Annotated in this window: 14 protein-coding genes and 1 tRNA gene; 9 read left to right on the forward strand and 6 right to left on the reverse strand. The window is 60.7% G+C overall.

Features of this window, described 5'->3' with window-relative positions; genetic code table 11:
* From EKN06_RS13680 to EKN06_RS13690, 3 genes are all read left to right on the forward strand, one after another.
* Window positions 1-906, forward strand: a complete 906-nt coding sequence (locus tag EKN06_RS13680) for a tyrosine recombinase (RefSeq protein ID WP_127613485.1) — start codon at window positions 1-3, stop codon at window positions 904-906.
* Between the two features lie 10 nt (window positions 907-916).
* Window positions 917-1885: an acetyl-CoA carboxylase carboxyltransferase subunit alpha gene (locus tag EKN06_RS13685; RefSeq protein ID WP_127613486.1), complete on the forward strand. Its 969-nt coding sequence runs from the start codon at window positions 917-919 to the stop codon at window positions 1883-1885.
* A gap of 244 nt (window positions 1886-2129) precedes the next feature.
* Complete coding sequence (locus EKN06_RS13690; RefSeq protein WP_420810797.1) at window positions 2130-3515, forward strand: M48 family metalloprotease; 1386 nt, start codon at window positions 2130-2132, stop codon at window positions 3513-3515.
* Between the two features lie 182 nt (window positions 3516-3697).
* On the opposite strand, the gene EKN06_RS13695 is transcribed toward EKN06_RS13690, so the two are convergent.
* Both EKN06_RS13695 and EKN06_RS13700 read right to left on the reverse strand, forming a co-directional pair.
* The gene (locus EKN06_RS13695; RefSeq protein WP_127613487.1) at window positions 3698-3880 is read right to left on the reverse strand and encodes a Flp family type IVb pilin; all 183 of its coding nucleotides are present in this window, start codon (window positions 3878-3880) and stop codon (window positions 3698-3700) included.
* A 139-nt stretch (window positions 3881-4019) separates the two neighbouring features.
* Complete coding sequence (locus EKN06_RS13700) at window positions 4020-4205, reverse strand: Flp family type IVb pilin (protein WP_127613488.1); 186 nt, start codon at window positions 4203-4205, stop codon at window positions 4020-4022.
* A 123-nt stretch (window positions 4206-4328) separates the two neighbouring features.
* Here EKN06_RS13700 and EKN06_RS13705 point away from each other — a divergent pair, with 123 nt between their 5' ends.
* The 4 genes from EKN06_RS13705 (at window position 4329) to EKN06_RS13720 (ending at window position 7223) form a co-directional block, all read left to right on the forward strand.
* Complete coding sequence (locus EKN06_RS13705) at window positions 4329-4736, forward strand: (deoxy)nucleoside triphosphate pyrophosphohydrolase (protein ID WP_127613489.1); 408 nt, start codon at window positions 4329-4331, stop codon at window positions 4734-4736.
* A gap of 69 nt (window positions 4737-4805) precedes the next feature.
* Window positions 4806-4882, forward strand: a tRNA-Arg gene (locus EKN06_RS13710).
* 246 nt (window positions 4883-5128) lie between these two features.
* On the forward strand, window positions 5129-5620 hold the full coding sequence (locus EKN06_RS13715; RefSeq protein WP_127613490.1) for a hemerythrin domain-containing protein: 492 nt from the start codon (window positions 5129-5131) through the stop codon (window positions 5618-5620).
* A gap of 61 nt (window positions 5621-5681) precedes the next feature.
* Window positions 5682-7223 (forward strand): phospholipase D-like domain-containing protein, encoded by a 1542-nt coding sequence (locus EKN06_RS13720; RefSeq protein WP_127613491.1) that lies wholly within the window; start codon window positions 5682-5684, stop codon window positions 7221-7223.
* 2 nt (window positions 7224-7225) lie between these two features.
* Here EKN06_RS13720 and EKN06_RS13725 read toward each other — a convergent pair whose 3' ends face one another.
* The 4 genes from EKN06_RS13725 to EKN06_RS13740 all read right to left on the reverse strand — a co-directional run bounded on the left by EKN06_RS13725 (window position 7226) and on the right by EKN06_RS13740 (window position 11372).
* A complete protein-coding gene (locus EKN06_RS13725) occupies window positions 7226-8125 on the reverse strand; it encodes a hydrogen peroxide-inducible genes activator (RefSeq protein ID WP_127613492.1) in 900 nt (299 codons plus the stop codon).
* A complete protein-coding gene (gene rnd, locus EKN06_RS13730; protein WP_127613493.1) occupies window positions 8122-9336 on the reverse strand; it encodes a ribonuclease D in 1215 nt (404 codons plus the stop codon). Before rnd ends, EKN06_RS13725 begins: the two co-directional genes overlap by 4 nt.
* A gap of 97 nt (window positions 9337-9433) precedes the next feature.
* Window positions 9434-10393 (reverse strand): hypothetical protein, encoded by a 960-nt coding sequence (locus tag EKN06_RS13735; protein ID WP_127613494.1) that lies wholly within the window; start codon window positions 10391-10393, stop codon window positions 9434-9436.
* A 13-nt stretch (window positions 10394-10406) separates the two neighbouring features.
* On the reverse strand, window positions 10407-11372 hold the full coding sequence (locus EKN06_RS13740; protein WP_127613495.1) for a hypothetical protein: 966 nt from the start codon (window positions 11370-11372) through the stop codon (window positions 10407-10409).
* Window positions 11373-11553: 181 nt separating this feature from the next.
* On the opposite strand from EKN06_RS13740, the gene aspS reads away from it, so the two are divergent.
* Together aspS and EKN06_RS13750 are read left to right on the forward strand one after the other, a co-directional pair.
* Window positions 11554-13371 (forward strand): aspartate--tRNA ligase, encoded by a 1818-nt coding sequence (gene aspS, locus EKN06_RS13745; protein ID WP_127613496.1) that lies wholly within the window; start codon window positions 11554-11556, stop codon window positions 13369-13371.
* A gap of 45 nt (window positions 13372-13416) precedes the next feature.
* Window positions 13417-14490 (forward strand): hypothetical protein, encoded by a 1074-nt coding sequence (locus EKN06_RS13750; protein ID WP_127613497.1) that lies wholly within the window; start codon window positions 13417-13419, stop codon window positions 14488-14490.
* Window positions 14491-14508: the final 18 nt, after the last annotated feature.

The raw sequence follows: 14508 nt of genomic DNA on the forward strand, positions 1-14508 counted from the left end.
ATGGCCGCGCCCGGGATCGACGATTTCCTCGAGATGCTTTCAGCAGAGCGGGGGGCTGCGCTGAACACGCTTGCTGCGTATCGCCGGGATCTCGAAGCAGCGGACGAGGAAATTGCGTGCCTTGCCGACGCGTCGGAAGACGATCTTGCCGGGTTGGGCAAGGCGTGGCGCGAACTTGCTCCGTCCAGCCTTGCGCGGCGCTGTTCGGCCCTGCGTCAGTATTTCGGCTTCCTCGTCGAAAGCAATTATCGCCGCGACGATCCATCGGGCGCCCTGCCGCGCCCCCGCATCCGTCGCCCGCTACCGCGCCTGCTCAGCCGCGAACAGGTCTCCGCCATGCTGTCACTGGCGGAAGAAGAGGCAGAGGGCGACGATCCGGCGGCGGTGCGGATGCTCGCGCTGCTGGAGATGCTGTACGGTTCCGGCCTGCGTGCGACGGAGCTGGTCTCGCTCACGCTCGATACCGTCCCGCGGGATGCACCGCTGCTGACGATAACCGGCAAGGGGCAGCAGCAGAGGATGGTGCCGGTCAGTACGCGGGCCAAGGTCGCGCTGGCACGCTGGATCGAACTGCGACCCAAGGGCGGGCGTTACGTTTTTCCCAGTCGCGCCCGCCACATCAGCCGGGTCCGGCTGTTCCAGCTGTTGCGCGCGCTGGCGGGCAGGGCGGGATTGCCGCCGGCTTCGGTCAGCCCGCATGTCCTGCGTCATGCCTTCGCGACGCACTTGCTGGAGGGTGGGGCGGACCTTCGCGTGTTGCAGACATTGCTCGGCCACGCGGACATCGCGACCACCCAGATATACACCCATGTCGATTCGGCGCGGCTGGTCGAATTGGTCAATGCGCGCCATCCTTTGGGGGCCGGGCGGCCAAGTCCCCTTGCAGCGACGCGCAAGGCAGACTAGCGCACGGGCAATGACCAGTTACCTCGAATTCGAAAAGCCGCTCGCCGAACTGGAACGGCGTATCGGCGAATTGCGCGCCGCCGCCGACTCCGATGAAGTCGCAATCGACATCGATGCCGAAGTCGCGCGGCTGGAGAGAAAGGCGAGCGGTCAGCTCGCGTCGATCTACAAGTCGCTCACTCCCTGGCAAAAGACCCAAGTCGCGCGACATCCTTCGCGCCCGCATTTCGGCGATTACGTCGCCCATGCCTTCACCGACTTCATCCCCTTGGGCGGGGACCGTGCATTCGGCGACGATCAGGCGATTCTCGGTGGCTTTGCGACGCTCGATACGCCCGATGGCGGCGTGAAGGTGATGCTGATCGGGCATGAAAAGGGGAATGACACCCAATCCCGGCTCAAGCACAATTTCGGCATGGGCAAGCCAGAAGGCTATCGCAAGGCGATCCGCCTGATGGAACTGGCGGGCCGATTCGGCCTTCCGGTGGTGACCCTGGTGGATACGTCCGGAGCATTCCCTGGGGTCGAGGCCGAAGAACGCGGCCAGGCCGAAGCGATCGCCCGCGCGACCGAGGCTTGCCTCAACTTGTCGGTCCCGATGGTCGCCGCGATCGTCGGCGAAGGCGGTTCGGGCGGCGCCGTTGCCTTGGCAAGTGCCGAACGCGTCCTGATGATGGAGCATGCGGTCTATTCGGTCATCAGCCCCGAAGGCTGCGCTTCCATCCTGTGGCGCACGGCCGAAAAGGCGCCCGAAGCGGCAGAGGCGATGAAAGTCACGGCGCAGGACCTGAAGCGACTGGGCGTGATCGACCGAATCGTCGACGAACCGCTGGGTGGTGCGCATCGCGATCCGGTCTTGGCGGCAAAGTCGCTCGGCCGCGCAATCGGCGAGGAACTTATTTCGCTTGCCGGAAAAACTCCAGATGTCTTGCGCGACGCAAGGGCGAATCGGTTTATCGCGATCGGTTCGCTCGCCTGATCCTGTCTGTCGGGAACAAACGACCGGCGATCCCAGTTCTCACTGTCGAGTAGGGGATGCATTCGGCCCGTCGCAGGGACTGAAGGCTCCCCTCACGTTTTCAAGTGAGGATTACCAGATGTCCAACCGTTCCACCCAAGTCGCCCACTCCATCCCCATGCGTAGCCGTTTGGTGGCGCTATCGTCTGCCGCCGCACTTGCATTAGCCGTTGGCGGTTGCGCAGGGACGACCACACCCCCAGTTGTGGCAGGGCAAGCCGCCGGAATGACTCCGGAAGAGCGCAAGATCGGCGCCGAGGCCAATCCTCAGTTGATCGCCGAATTCGGCGGTGCCTATACGGGGCCACAGGCGGCCTACGTCGAGCAGGTTGGCAAGAATATCGCTGTCCAGAGCGGGCTAGGCGATGCTCGCAGCGCGTTTACCGTGACGCTGCTGAATTCGCCGGTTAACAACGCTTTCGCCATCCCCGGCGGTTATATCTACACGACACGCGAACTCGTTGCCCTGATGGACAACGAAGCCGAACTGGCCGGCGTGCTGGGTCACGAAGTCGGCCACGTAGCCGCGCGGCACGCGCAGCAACGTCAGAAGGCTGCTCAGCAGAATTCGATCCTCGGTACGGTTGGCGCGGTGCTTTCTGGCGTCCTGTTCGGCAATTCACAGATTGGCCAGATAGGTCAGCAGCTTGCCATGCAGGGTTCGCAGCTTCTGACGCTGAAATATTCACGTAGCCAGGAAACGCAGGCCGACGATCTTGGCATCGCCTATCTATCGAACGCGGGTTACGATCCCAAGGCGATGGCGACCGTGTTGCAGAGCCTTGCGCAGCAGAACGCTCTAGACGGTCGTTTGATGGGCACTTCGAACCAGGTTCCCGAATGGGCATCGACCCACCCGGATCCAGCCAGCCGCGTCAGCCGCGCGCTTCAGGCGGCGCAGGGCAAAACCGGCAACGTAACCAATAAGGATACGTTCCTCACTCGCATCAACGGCATGATGTACGGTGACGATCCTAAGCAGGGCGTTGTCGAAGGCAACACGTTCACCCATCCGGTGTTCGGGTTCGAATTCAAAGCGCCGAGCGGCTTTTTCATGATCAACGGTACCAGCGCGGTGTCGATCAGTGGCCAGTCGGGCAAGGGTCAGCTCACCGGAGCGGCGTATAACGGCAATATGAGCACGTACATCCAGAACGCGTTCAACGCGCTTACCGATGGCAAGCAGCAGATTACGCCTTCTTCGATCCAGACGACGACCGTTAACGGAATTCCCGCAAGCTACGGCACCGCGCGGGTCGATAGCGGGAACGGTGCGGTCGACGTGACCGTGTTTGCATACGAGTTCTCGAAGACGCAGGCCTTCCACTTCGTGACGATCGCACAGGGCGGCAACGCTGCGGTCTTCAATCCCATGTACTCGAGCATGCGCAAGATCTCATCGGCCGAGGCGGCGGCGGTGAAGGCACGAAAGATCGCGGTTTACACTGTAAAGTCAGGCGACACGCTGCAGTCGATTGCCGGGCGGATGGCCTATTCGAGCAACCAGCTTGAGCGTTTCCTGGTGCTCAACTCGCTTGAAAGCAACAGCTCGCTTCAGGCGGGGCAGAAGGTGAAGATCGTCACTTATTGATGTTTCGCCGCTATTGACGTCAAAAAGGGCGGGCGTACCATCTGGTGCGCCCGCCCTTTTTTCAAATGTTCATCCTAACGTACTTGGGTTCTACGGTGCGCAGATTACGACCACCACGCGCAACGCAAAACGGGCGGCAGTTTCCTGCCGCCCGTTCGCTCAAGAACGGTAGAACCGATCAATTATGCGGTCGGCGAGTTCGCTGCGACCAGCGAATCTTCAACCGTGCCGAAGGTGTTGTTCAGCTCGCCGCCAACAGCGGTAAGCGTGGTGATGCAAGCGACGGCGATCAGAGCTGCGATGAGGCCATATTCGATGGCGGTCGCGCCGGATTCGTCAGCGAGAAGGTTCTTGAAAAACTGCATTTTAGGTCTCCTGGTTCAAAAAGTAACTAGCGTATCACCCGGCTCTTTCATGTCTTGGCGAAGATTACTTCGATGCCCCCAAGTATTCTGATCGAGCCATTTCATTCCTAGGTAGAAAAACTGAAAAAGAAGTTAACTCTCAGCGAGCTTTTTCCATCGCAGTAGCCATACTGTCGGAAATGCCGGTCCACATGTTGCTGGTTTCGTCCGCGACGCCCTGCAGTCCGGCCAGCATCGCCAGGACAATCAACGCAGCGATCAGGCCATACTCGATGGCAGTCGCTCCGCTTTCGTCCTCGCAGAATTTGGCAAGAATGCTGAACATTGTTTCGGGCCTTCCTTCGTGGTCCGTCTTCAAAATCGCCCCAAGAGATTAATTTTTAGTTGAGACAGGGACCGAAGTTGCAAAACAATCCGACAAGGGGCGAAAGTTAATGGTCAGCCAACCATGCTAGTCGTTGCAGCAGCACTATTAGATGGCTCTTCGCGAGTGCTCATGCACCGCCGGCCTTTTGCCAAACACCATGGCGGGCTTTGGGAATTTCCGGGCGGAAAAGTCGATCCCGGAGAGGTTCCGCAAGATGCACTGAGCCGCGAACTTGCCGAAGAGCTGGGGATTCGGGTCGAGCCGCACCGATTCGCACCTGCTGGATTTGCCACCGGCGCTGCGGTGCCGGGCGACGATGAACCGCTTGTAATCCTTCTTTACACCTGCCGGCATTGGCACGGCGAGCCTCTTGCTTTGGAAGGTGAAGAGGTGCGTTGGTGCCTCGGCGCCGATTGCAGCGGTCTCGATCTCGCGCCGCTGGACCGGGAGTTACTCCCTAATTTGAAGCCCTTCGGCATCGATTTGTAAGAGTTTTGAAATATCGCCTCAAAGGGGTTGCCAAGGTGCCGACTGCCGCTTAAATGCCGCCCCTCAAGTGCGCCCGTAGCTCAGCTGGATAGAGCACCAGACTACGAATCTGGGGGTCGGACGTTCGAATCGTTCCGGGCGCACCAAACACATCGCCCCGTTCACCATTGGTGAGCGGGGCGATGTGTTTTTGGGCTTTGCAGGTGGCCGAGATGCCGAAATCTGGCGCGTGCACGTAAGTTCCGTTCTTCAGCTAACGGCATCGCACCAGCACCCTCGCACAAATCGCTCCCTCGTGACCCTTTGCACTGTCTTATCGACGAATGGGGTCGGAACCTCAGCGCATCCCACCGGTTTCTCCTCCAAACAGACATCATACGCGGGAGCATTCCATGGCCGATACTTCGGGCATTTTCGATCGACTCAAGGAAGACCACGACAAACATCGCAAGCTGCTTGCCAAGATGGCCAAGACCGAAGGGGCGAGCGATGAGCGCGAATCGCTGCTTGAGCAATTCACGATCGAAGTGAAGAGCCATGCTGCCGCCGAGGAGCAGGCGCTTTATTCGACCATGATGCGCAAGCCCGAAACCACGAGCGACACGCGCCATTCGGTATCGGAGCACCACGAGATCGAGGAAATGCTGAACGACCTGGCCGCCACGGACATGAGTTCGAGCGCATGGCTTTCCAAATTCAAGGACTTGCGCCACGAATACGAGCATCACATCGACGAAGAAGAGGAAGAGCACTTCCCCGAGTTCGAAAAGCACCTAACCGATGCCGATTTAGATCACATGCGATCGGTGTTCGAACGGCGGAAGCAGGCTGAACTCGGCGAGCAGGAAGTGACGCCGGAAAAGATGGAAGATGCGAAGGAATAAGCTACGTAAAGTATAAACGACTTGGCGTGATCGGAAGCCGGTCACGCCGACAGGAGATTGCATGACGGACGAAACGGTCGGCCCTGACGAAACGGGCGACCTGGCACAAGAGACCAAAAAGGGCCCCGGGTCGGCGTTTGCACAAAGCGTTGAATCCGGGGTCTGGCGTTACGAACATGCCGAACGTGCGCATGTCGTCGTCGACGCTGCCGATTATTTCAGCATCATGCAAACCACCATGATGAATGCGAAAAAGCGCATTTTCCTGATCGGCTGGGATTTCGACACGCGCATTGCACTCGGTCGCGGTCGCAGGTGGTGGGAAGTGCTGCCAAGGCACCGCCCTCCGCGCAGGCTTGGCCGCTTCATCGTGTGGCTCGTGAACCGCAATCCCGACCTCGAAGTCTATATCCTGAAATGGAATTTCGCGGCGGCCAAGCTTTTCTTCCGCGGTTCGATGTTCATCGACCTTTGGCGCTGGTTTCGGCATTCGCGCATCCATTTCAAGCTTGATGCGGCGCATCCGTTCGGTTGCAGCCACCACCAGAAGATCGTGATCATTGATGATCGGTTTGCCGTTTGCGGCGGGATCGACATGACCGCGGACCGGTGGGACACGCGCGAACACCTCGACGTGGAACGCCTGCGCCGCGAACCGGGCGGCGGCAGCTACATGCCGTGGCACGACATGACGATGCTGGTCGAGGGCGAAGCCGCAAAAGCGCTGGACGAACTGGGCCGCAAGCGTTGGAATATCGCGGGCGGTCGCGACCTCGATCGCGTGCCGGACCAGCCCCACAGTGTATGGCCCGATCATGTCGAGGCTGATTTCGACAATGTCGAACTCGGCATCGCGCGAACCCGCGCCGCCTATGACGAGAACGACGAAATCCGGGAAATCGAGGAATTGTTCGTCCGCCTTATCAAGGGCGCCAAGCGGTTCATCTATGCCGAAAGCCAATATTTCGCCTCTCGCAAGATTGGCGAGGCCGTGGCGGCCCGGATGGCAGAGGATGACCCGCCGGAAATCGTACTGGTCAATCCGCTGACGGCCGACGGCTGGCTGGAGCAACAGGCGATGGATACGGCACGTGCCCGCTTGCTCAAATCAATCGGCAAGGTCGACAAGAAAGGCCGCTTCCGCATTTATATCCCGCGGACGACCGATGGGCAGCCGATATACGTTCATGCCAAGCTGATGATCGTCGATGACGAAGTCATGAAGATCGGTTCGGCGAACATGAACAACCGTTCGCTGGGCCTCGATTCCGAATGCGACATGCTGCTCGATGCCAATCGCGCCGGTAACGAGGATTCGGTGGCAAGCATCCGCCGACTGCGGCATTCCCTGCTGGCCGAACATTGCGGGCTGGAGGAGGACGAAGTCGGTGCGTTGATCGAACGTTATGGTTCGATGCACGCGATGATCCAGCAGCATCCGCAACCGCAACGCACGTTGAAGTTGTTCGAAGTTCCGGACCTGACCGACATGGAAAAGACGGTTGCCGATCAGGAACTGCTCGATCCAGAAAGCGCGGAGGACATGTTCGAACCGCTCAGCAAACGTCGCGGGCTGTTGCGGCGATTGCGTCGCCTGCGCTGAAATCAGCCTGCGCGGAGTTCCATGGCCAGTAGCCGGAATTCGTCGCCGCGCGGGCTGCCCTTGCGCCAAACCAGGGCGATCTCGCGGCTCGCATTGTCTGATTTGAGCGGGCGGGCAACCACGTCGGTGCCGTTGAGAATGCCGGCATCGAGCGCCATCTTTGGCAGCATCGTCACCCCCAGCCCGTTGTCGACCATCTGCACCAGCGTATGGAGCGATGTGCCGATCATCGTGGCGCTGGCCCGCATTTCCGGCCTGTTGCAGGCGGCAAGTGCGTGCTCCTTCAGGCAGTGGCCGTCTTCGAGCAACAGCAGCCGCCCTTCATCGATCATTGATGGTGGCACTTCGTCTGGTGGATCGCGCGGATCGTCTTTTGGAAAGGCGACATAAAGCGCGTCTGTGCCGATCGTTTCCGATTCGATCTCGCCGGTAGCGAAGGGAAGGGCAAGCAGTACGCAGTCTGCCCGCCCGTGATGCAGCGATTCGAGCGCGTCGCTGCTCGGCTCTTCGCGCAGGAACAGTTTCAGCTTGGGCCGTTCCTTGCGCAAGCGCGGCAGGATGCGCGGCAGCAGGAACGGCGCGATGGTCGGGATCACGCTCATCCGCAATTCACCGCACAAAGGCTGACCGGCAGACTGGACGAGGTCCGACAGTTCTTCAGCCTCGCGCAGCAGGCGATGCGCCTTGGCGACGACTTGTTCGCCCAGCGGCGTGAAGCGAACCACGCGGCGCGTTCGTTCGACCAACGTCACGCCCAGCAGCGATTCCAGTTCGCGAATCCCCGCCGAAAGAGTCGATTGCGATACGAAACACGATTCGGCGGCGCGGCCGAAATGCCCATGCTCGTGCAGGGCGATGAGGTATTGCAGTTGCTTGATCGTCGGGAGGTAGGACGCGCTCACGCTTCCTGGTTCTCCGCTTCGTCCTCAGCCAGTGGCTCGCTCGAATCGAGGACGATCCGCGTCATCTTGAGCCTGCCGTTTTCGACCCCGAAGCCAAGTTTGCCTTCGACGAGTTCAAGCGCATCGCGGCCAAAGGTTTCGAACCGCCAACCTTCGAGCAGGGGGATATTCTTGCGGACACCAGCAGCCAGCTGCTCCAGATCGTCGGATCGGGCCAGAAGCCGCGCGGCGACGTCGATTTCACGCGAGCGGATCTTGAGCAACAGCTTGAGCAGATCGGCGACGAGCGCGCCTTCCTTGCCCAGCGGCGCACCACGCTTGCGTTCGAGCATTTCGTCATCGGGCAGCGCGACCGCTTCGGACAGCGCCTTCATCAAACGTTTGCCGATGTCGTTGTCCTTCCACCCGTTGGATAGCCCTCGCACCTTTGCAAGGTCGGCCTGCTTCTTCGGCGGATGGCTGGCGAGGTCGGACAGGGTTTCGTCGCGGACGATGCGACCGCGGGGTATGTCCTTATCCTGAGCCTCTGCCTCTCGCCATGCAGCGAGGGCCTTGAGCCTGCCGAGCACTTGCGGATTGCGGCCCGGCGCGCGGATGCGGTGCCACAGGGTTTCGGGTTCCTGCGCATAGTTGGCCGGGTCTGCCAGCCGCTCCATTTCCTGATCCAGCCAGACGCCACGTCCGGTCTTGATCAGTTTTTTCAGCATCTTGGGGAAGATGGTCGCTAGGTGGGTGACATCGCCGACGGCATATTCGAGCTGGCGGTCGGTTAGCGGACGGCGCGACCAGTCGGTGAAACGCGCGCCCTTGTCGATCGGCATGCCAAGCCATGCTTCGACGAGGTTCGAATAGCCGATCTGTTCCGACTGGCTGATAGCCATCATCGCGATTTGCGTGTCGAAGATCGGGTGCGGCGTCTTGCCGGTAAGGTTGTAGATGATCTCCACATCCTGACCACCGGCGTGGAAGACTTTCAGCACGTCTTCGTTATCGGTCAACAGGTCGAGCAGCGGCTTCAGGTCTATGCCGTGGGCCAGCGGATCTATCGCAGCGGCTTCCTTGCCGTCCGAAATCTGCACGAGGCACAGCAGCGGCCAATAGGTCGATTCGCGCATGAACTCTGTATCCACGGCGACGAAGTCGGCGCTGGCGAAACGGTCGCACAGCGCGGCAAGTTCATCGGTGGACGTGATCAGTTCGTGTATTTTCATCGAGTGGGCGCATTAGTCGACAGAACGCCCGCGTTCAACGTCGCAGTGCGGATCATACCCCGATTTGCAACTTCGCGGCCTCTTCGCGGCCCTTGGTTCAGGCCGATCGGCGGAACAGGCGTCCCAGCAGGCTGGTCGATTTCACCTCTTGGGGCGCGGGTGCGTCCTCTTCGTCGTTCGCGCCGTCCTGCAATTCGCGCACGAAACGATGACGCAGCGAACGACCCGAAACATGTTCTGTTTCCGGGGTGAAATGATAGCCCGCATTCTGCCGCACCGGGGCAAGCGTCGCCAGCGATGTGAACAGCGTTTCGTCCGTGTCGCCCGCTTCGGCACGCGCGTCGGTCGCGTCGTCGTACTCGGCGCGGCTGGTGACCGGGGCATCGAAGAACGGATAGGCTTCGTTGCTGCCGCAAAGCACTGCAATCGGTCGCGGCAAGCCCGATTCTTCGATGGTGTGGGCAATCGCACCATGCAACAGGACCGCCGCGCGCATCGCGGCAAGGCGCGGCGCATCGTAATCGCCGAGATCGGTCAGCTCGCCACGCTCCATGGGCGTTTTTACCGCAAGATAGGCGCTGTAGAGCGCGTGCAGCCCGGTCACGCCGATATCGTCTTGCAGATGTTCGTAGCCGCCCTGCCAGCGCGCTCCGGCGCGTCCGTATCCTGCGACGATCGCGGCCCTGTCGCTGGTGGAAAAGGGGAAGACTTCATCGCAGTAGAAGCTGGTCTCGAGCGCGGGTGCCGCAGCATCGCCCGATGAGTTGTCGCCATCGGCCGCACCGGCAAAATCGATGCTCACCGCGCTGATTGGCTGGCCGTGGGCGTCGAGCGAATTGATCGTGACAGCAATCGCGGACCAGCCTGTGATTCGCACGTGGTCCGGGTCGATGGCCAGCGCCAGCTTCGCAAGCGGAAGCTCGGCGATCTCGTTCAGCTTTGTGTCCACCGCGGCGAGCGCCTGGTCTGGCTTCCCCTCGCGCAGCAGTCCTTCGACTTGCGCGCGAAAGCCGCGTTCCTGATCCTCGTCGGTGAAAAGCTGGCTGGCAAAGACCATGGGCAACCTCGTCTCAGGCGCTTCGCTTCAGAAGCTTGTTGATGAACCCGCCGAAGCCTGTTGGCGCGACGTCGTTGGCAATTTCGGGCTCGGGTGCGATCTCACGCAGTTTCTTGCGCAGCGCGGCTCCGGAGACCTGATCTTCGCCGGGCATGCTGGCGAACGGATCGTAATCGTCGGGGATGGGCGCGATCTGCAGCGGTGCGAACATTTCATCGGCCGCGCCGCAATCGTCCTCTTCGCCTTCGACGTCGAGCAAATCTTCGTATTCGGGGCGCGTCAGCACCGCAGCATCGAAATAGGGGAAGCTTTCGTTGTTGCCGACCATCAGCATCATCGGGCGGGGCATGCCGCGCCCTTCGGCCGTCGACTTGATCGCCTGATGCAAACGCACCGCGACGAAGGCCGAGGCAAGCACCGCCGAATCCTGCTCCATCGGGTCGTTGTGATCGTCCGGGCGGCAGCGGCGTTGCGCCAGCAGCACTTCGCCGTAGATGCCGCCCATGCCGCGCACGGCAATCGTCGCATCGACGTGTTCGAAACCGCCCGACCACGGACCACCCTTTGGGGTGTAGCAATCGAGCAGGTCTTCCCGGTGGGCGCCGCTGAATGGAAAGGCGCTGTCGGAATAGAACACCGTATCGAGGTCGGGTTCGTAAAAATTGCCGTGCTTCTGTTCGAGCAGGGGCATTTCGAAGGGCGCCGATATGTCGACGCTCAACGCAGTAATCCGCTTGTCGGGTCGGTCGAACTTCTTCAGTTTCTCGGCAAGCTGTTCCCAGCCTACGAGCCGGATCGCGCTAACGGGAACCTTGAGGCACAGCTTCGCCAATTCGTCGCCTTCTTCGGCAAGATCGCCGAGCTGGCTTTCGAGGATGCTTGCCGCGACATCGGGCTGACCACGGCGCAAAAGCGCCTCGACGTCACCCAAAAAGGCGAAAAGCTCGTCCTCGTTCCCGAAGATATTGCTCGCGAACATGCATCAATCCCTTGTGGTATCTCCACCGTTTCTAGTCCGGCGATGGTTAAGAAGAGCTTGAGGGAAGGGTTTGAAAATTGGTGTTCGTGCGTGGCGATCGTTCGCGCCACTGGAAATCGTCTCGCGCTTGGCCTAGTGGCGGCGCCAACCGTTCTGCTCATTTTTTCGAAACGAAGATCCCATGCACACCTACCGCTCTCACACCTGCGGCGCGCTGACTGCCGCCAACGTCGGTGAAACCGTCCGCCTTTCTGGCTGGGTCCACCGCAAGCGCGACCATGGCGGCGTCCTGTTCGTCGACCTGCGCGACCATTACGGCATGACTCAGATCGTCGCCGACGAAGACAGCCCCGCGCTCGAAGTGCTGGACCGGCTGCGCGTGGAATCGGTTGTGACCATCGACGGCGAAGTGAAGCAGCGGGCCGAAGGGACGGTCAATTCGAACCTGTCCACCGGCGAGATCGAGGTTTTCGCACGTTCGATCACCGTGCAGAGCCGCGCCGACGAACTGCCGCTGCCCGTGGCCGGGGAGCAGGAATATCCTGAGGAAATTCGCCTCAAGTACCGCTTCCTCGACCTGCGCCGCGAAACGATGCACCGTAACATCGTGCTGCGCAGCCAGGTCATTTCGTCGCTGCGTCGCCGCATGACGGATCAGGGCTTCCTCGAATACCAGACTCCCATCCTGACCGCGTCCAGCCCCGAAGGCGCACGCGACTTCCTCGTGCCCAGCCGTCTTCACGCGGGCAAGTTCTATGCGCTGCCGCAGGCTCCGCAGATGTTCAAGCAGATGCTGATGGTGTCCGGTTTCGACCGTTATTTCCAGATTGCGCCCTGTTTCCGCGACGAAGATTTGCGCGCGGACCGCAGCCTCGAATTCTATCAGCTCGATTTCGAGATGAGCTACGTCACGCAGGAAGACGTGTTCCAGGCGCTGGAACCCGTTCTGGCCGGTGTGTTCGAGGAATTCTCGAACGGCTTCAGCGTGACGCCGGCGGGCACGTTCCCGCGTATCCCCTATGCCGAGTGCATGTTGAAGTACGGGTCGGACAAGCCGGACCTGCGCAACCCGCTGATCATCAGCGACGTGACCGATCACTTCAAGCAGTCGGGCTTTGGCCTGTTCGAAAAGATCGTCGTCGGCGGCGGCAAGGTCCGCGTGATCCCCGCGCCGAACACCGCGGACAAGAGCCGCAAGTTCTTCGACGACATGAACAACTGGGCGCGGGGCGAAGGTTTCGCAGGGCTTGGCTATGTCACGCGCAAGGGCGGCGAATTCGGGGGCCCCATCGCGAAGAACCACGGCACCGAGGGCATGGAAAAGCTTTATAACGAGCTTGGCCTTGGCCCTGATGACGGCCTGTTCTTTGCCGCGGGTAAGGAAAAAGACGCCGCCAAGCTGGCGGGCGCTGCGCGCACTCGCGTCGGCGAACTGCTCGACCTGATCGAACAGGGTTGCTTCAAGTTCTGCTGGATCGTCGATTTCCCGATGTTCGAATACGACGAGGAGCTGAAGAAGGTCGACTTCAGCCACAACCCGTTCTCGATGCCGCAGTGCGAGATGGACGCGCTGGAAAGCATGGACCCGCTCGACATCCTGGCGTGGCAGTATGACATCGTCTGCAACGGCTACGAACTGTCGTCGGGCGCGATCCGTAACCATCGTCCGGACATCATGTACAAGGCGTTCGAGATCGCCGGGTATTCGCAGGAAGAGGTTGACGCGAATTTTTCGGGCATGATCAACGCGTTCAAGTTTGGCGCTCCGCCGCATGGCGGTTCGGCACCGGGCATCGACCGCATCGTCATGCTGCTCGCGGGCGAACAGGCGATCCGCGAAGTGATCGCTTTCCCGATGAACCAGAAGGGCGAGGACTTGATGATGCAGGCCCCGACCGTCGTCAGCCCGAAGCAGCTGCGCGAACTGCATATCCGTACGATCGAGCCGCCCAAGGCGGACCCTGCCAAGCAGGTTCGGACCGACAACATCGGGGACTGATCGCGGCCGGGCAGGTGTTGCCAAGGCCGATGCAATGGGGGGCACATGTTCGTACGCGAGTTCGTCGAGAAGCATTCGGTCTGGCTCGCGCGATTGCTGCTGATCGTTTGCATCGGGTTCGTGGCGTGGTGGCTTCAGGGTTTCGGTGCGACCATGCCGGGTGCGAAAGCCGCCCCGCCTGAATTCACCGACCGCAAGCTCTATCAACTGATCATCGAGCGGGTTTCCGCCGGTGACAGTTATTATCACGCGGCCGCCATGGCGCATCGCACGCATGGTTATCCGCTGATACCTTGGGTAACCGTCCGCCCGCCGACGCTGACTTACGTGGTGGCCTGGCTGGGCGATGGGGGTTCGGCATCGCTCATGCGGGCGCTGGTCGGCGCCAGCATGATTGCATGGCCAATTGCCCTCGATCGCGCAGGTTATCGCCCGATCGAGGTGCTATTGTCGGCGATAGCGGTTCTGGCGGGCGGCTTCATCGCGTTTTACGATCACTTTTATTTTCATGAAATGTGGAGCGGCGCGTTTCTGTCGCTCGCCTTTGCGCTTTATCGCCCGAACAGGGCCTTGGCTGCGGTCGTACTTGCCGTGATCGCCTGTGCGTTCCGCGAATTTGCGATCCTCGCCGTTGGGGCGGGATTTTTCTGGGCGTTTCTGGATAAGCGCAGGGCTGAAGCGACGCAGTGGTTCGTCGGCGTCGTCATCGTGGCGGCATTCTATGCATGGCACGCGTTTCAGGTCGTCGCATTCAGGATGGACGGCGATGTGGTTTCCCAAGGCTGGTCGGGCATGATCGGTACGCTTCAGGCGCTTTATTCGGTCGTATCGAATTCGATCTATCGCGCACCCGGCATCGCGGTTGGAGGGACGCTTTTGATCCTAAGCCTATTCGGCTGGCTTGCCGCGCGCGACCGGGCATGGATCGTCGCGTCGTTTGCGTTGGCTTGGATCGCGATCATCGCGCTCTTTTCCCGAACAGAAAATTACTATTGGTCGCAGGTGCTTCTGCCGTGGCTGCCGATCGGGCTGATCCTCGCCCCTCGTGCCGCGTTCTTGGCGCTGCGCCGGGGGCAGGGGGCTAAGCCACGACGGCGTCATGTCCACAGGGTGTCATGAAAACGATTCGCACCGCGA

The organism is Croceicoccus ponticola, from assembly GCF_004004515.1.
GTDB lineage: Bacteria > Pseudomonadota > Alphaproteobacteria > Sphingomonadales > Sphingomonadaceae > Croceicoccus > Croceicoccus ponticola.

Excerpts from the sequence above, each read along its gene's own strand:
- EKN06_RS13680 (WP_127613485.1), top strand. The coding sequence starts at position 1 with ATGGCCGCGCCCGGGATCGACGATTTCCTCGAGATGCTTTCAGCAGAG.
- EKN06_RS13685 (WP_127613486.1), top strand. The coding sequence starts at position 917 with ATGACCAGTTACCTCGAATTCGAAAAGCCGCTCGCCGAACTGGAACGG.
- EKN06_RS13695 (WP_127613487.1), bottom strand. The coding sequence starts at position 3,880 with ATGCAGTTTTTCAAGAACCTTCTCGCTGACGAATCCGGCGCGACCGCC.
- EKN06_RS13700 (WP_127613488.1), bottom strand. The coding sequence starts at position 4,205 with ATGTTCAGCATTCTTGCCAAATTCTGCGAGGACGAAAGCGGAGCGACT.
- EKN06_RS13705 (WP_127613489.1), top strand. The coding sequence starts at position 4,329 with ATGCTAGTCGTTGCAGCAGCACTATTAGATGGCTCTTCGCGAGTGCTC.
- EKN06_RS13715 (WP_127613490.1), top strand. The coding sequence starts at position 5,129 with ATGGCCGATACTTCGGGCATTTTCGATCGACTCAAGGAAGACCACGAC.
- EKN06_RS13720 (WP_127613491.1), top strand. The coding sequence starts at position 5,682 with ATGACGGACGAAACGGTCGGCCCTGACGAAACGGGCGACCTGGCACAA.
- rnd (WP_127613493.1), bottom strand. The coding sequence starts at position 9,336 with ATGAAAATACACGAACTGATCACGTCCACCGATGAACTTGCCGCGCTG.
- EKN06_RS13735 (WP_127613494.1), bottom strand. The coding sequence starts at position 10,393 with ATGGTCTTTGCCAGCCAGCTTTTCACCGACGAGGATCAGGAACGCGGC.
- EKN06_RS13740 (WP_127613495.1), bottom strand. The coding sequence starts at position 11,372 with ATGTTCGCGAGCAATATCTTCGGGAACGAGGACGAGCTTTTCGCCTTT.
- aspS (WP_127613496.1), top strand. The coding sequence starts at position 11,554 with ATGCACACCTACCGCTCTCACACCTGCGGCGCGCTGACTGCCGCCAAC.
- EKN06_RS13750 (WP_127613497.1), top strand. The coding sequence starts at position 13,417 with ATGTTCGTACGCGAGTTCGTCGAGAAGCATTCGGTCTGGCTCGCGCGA.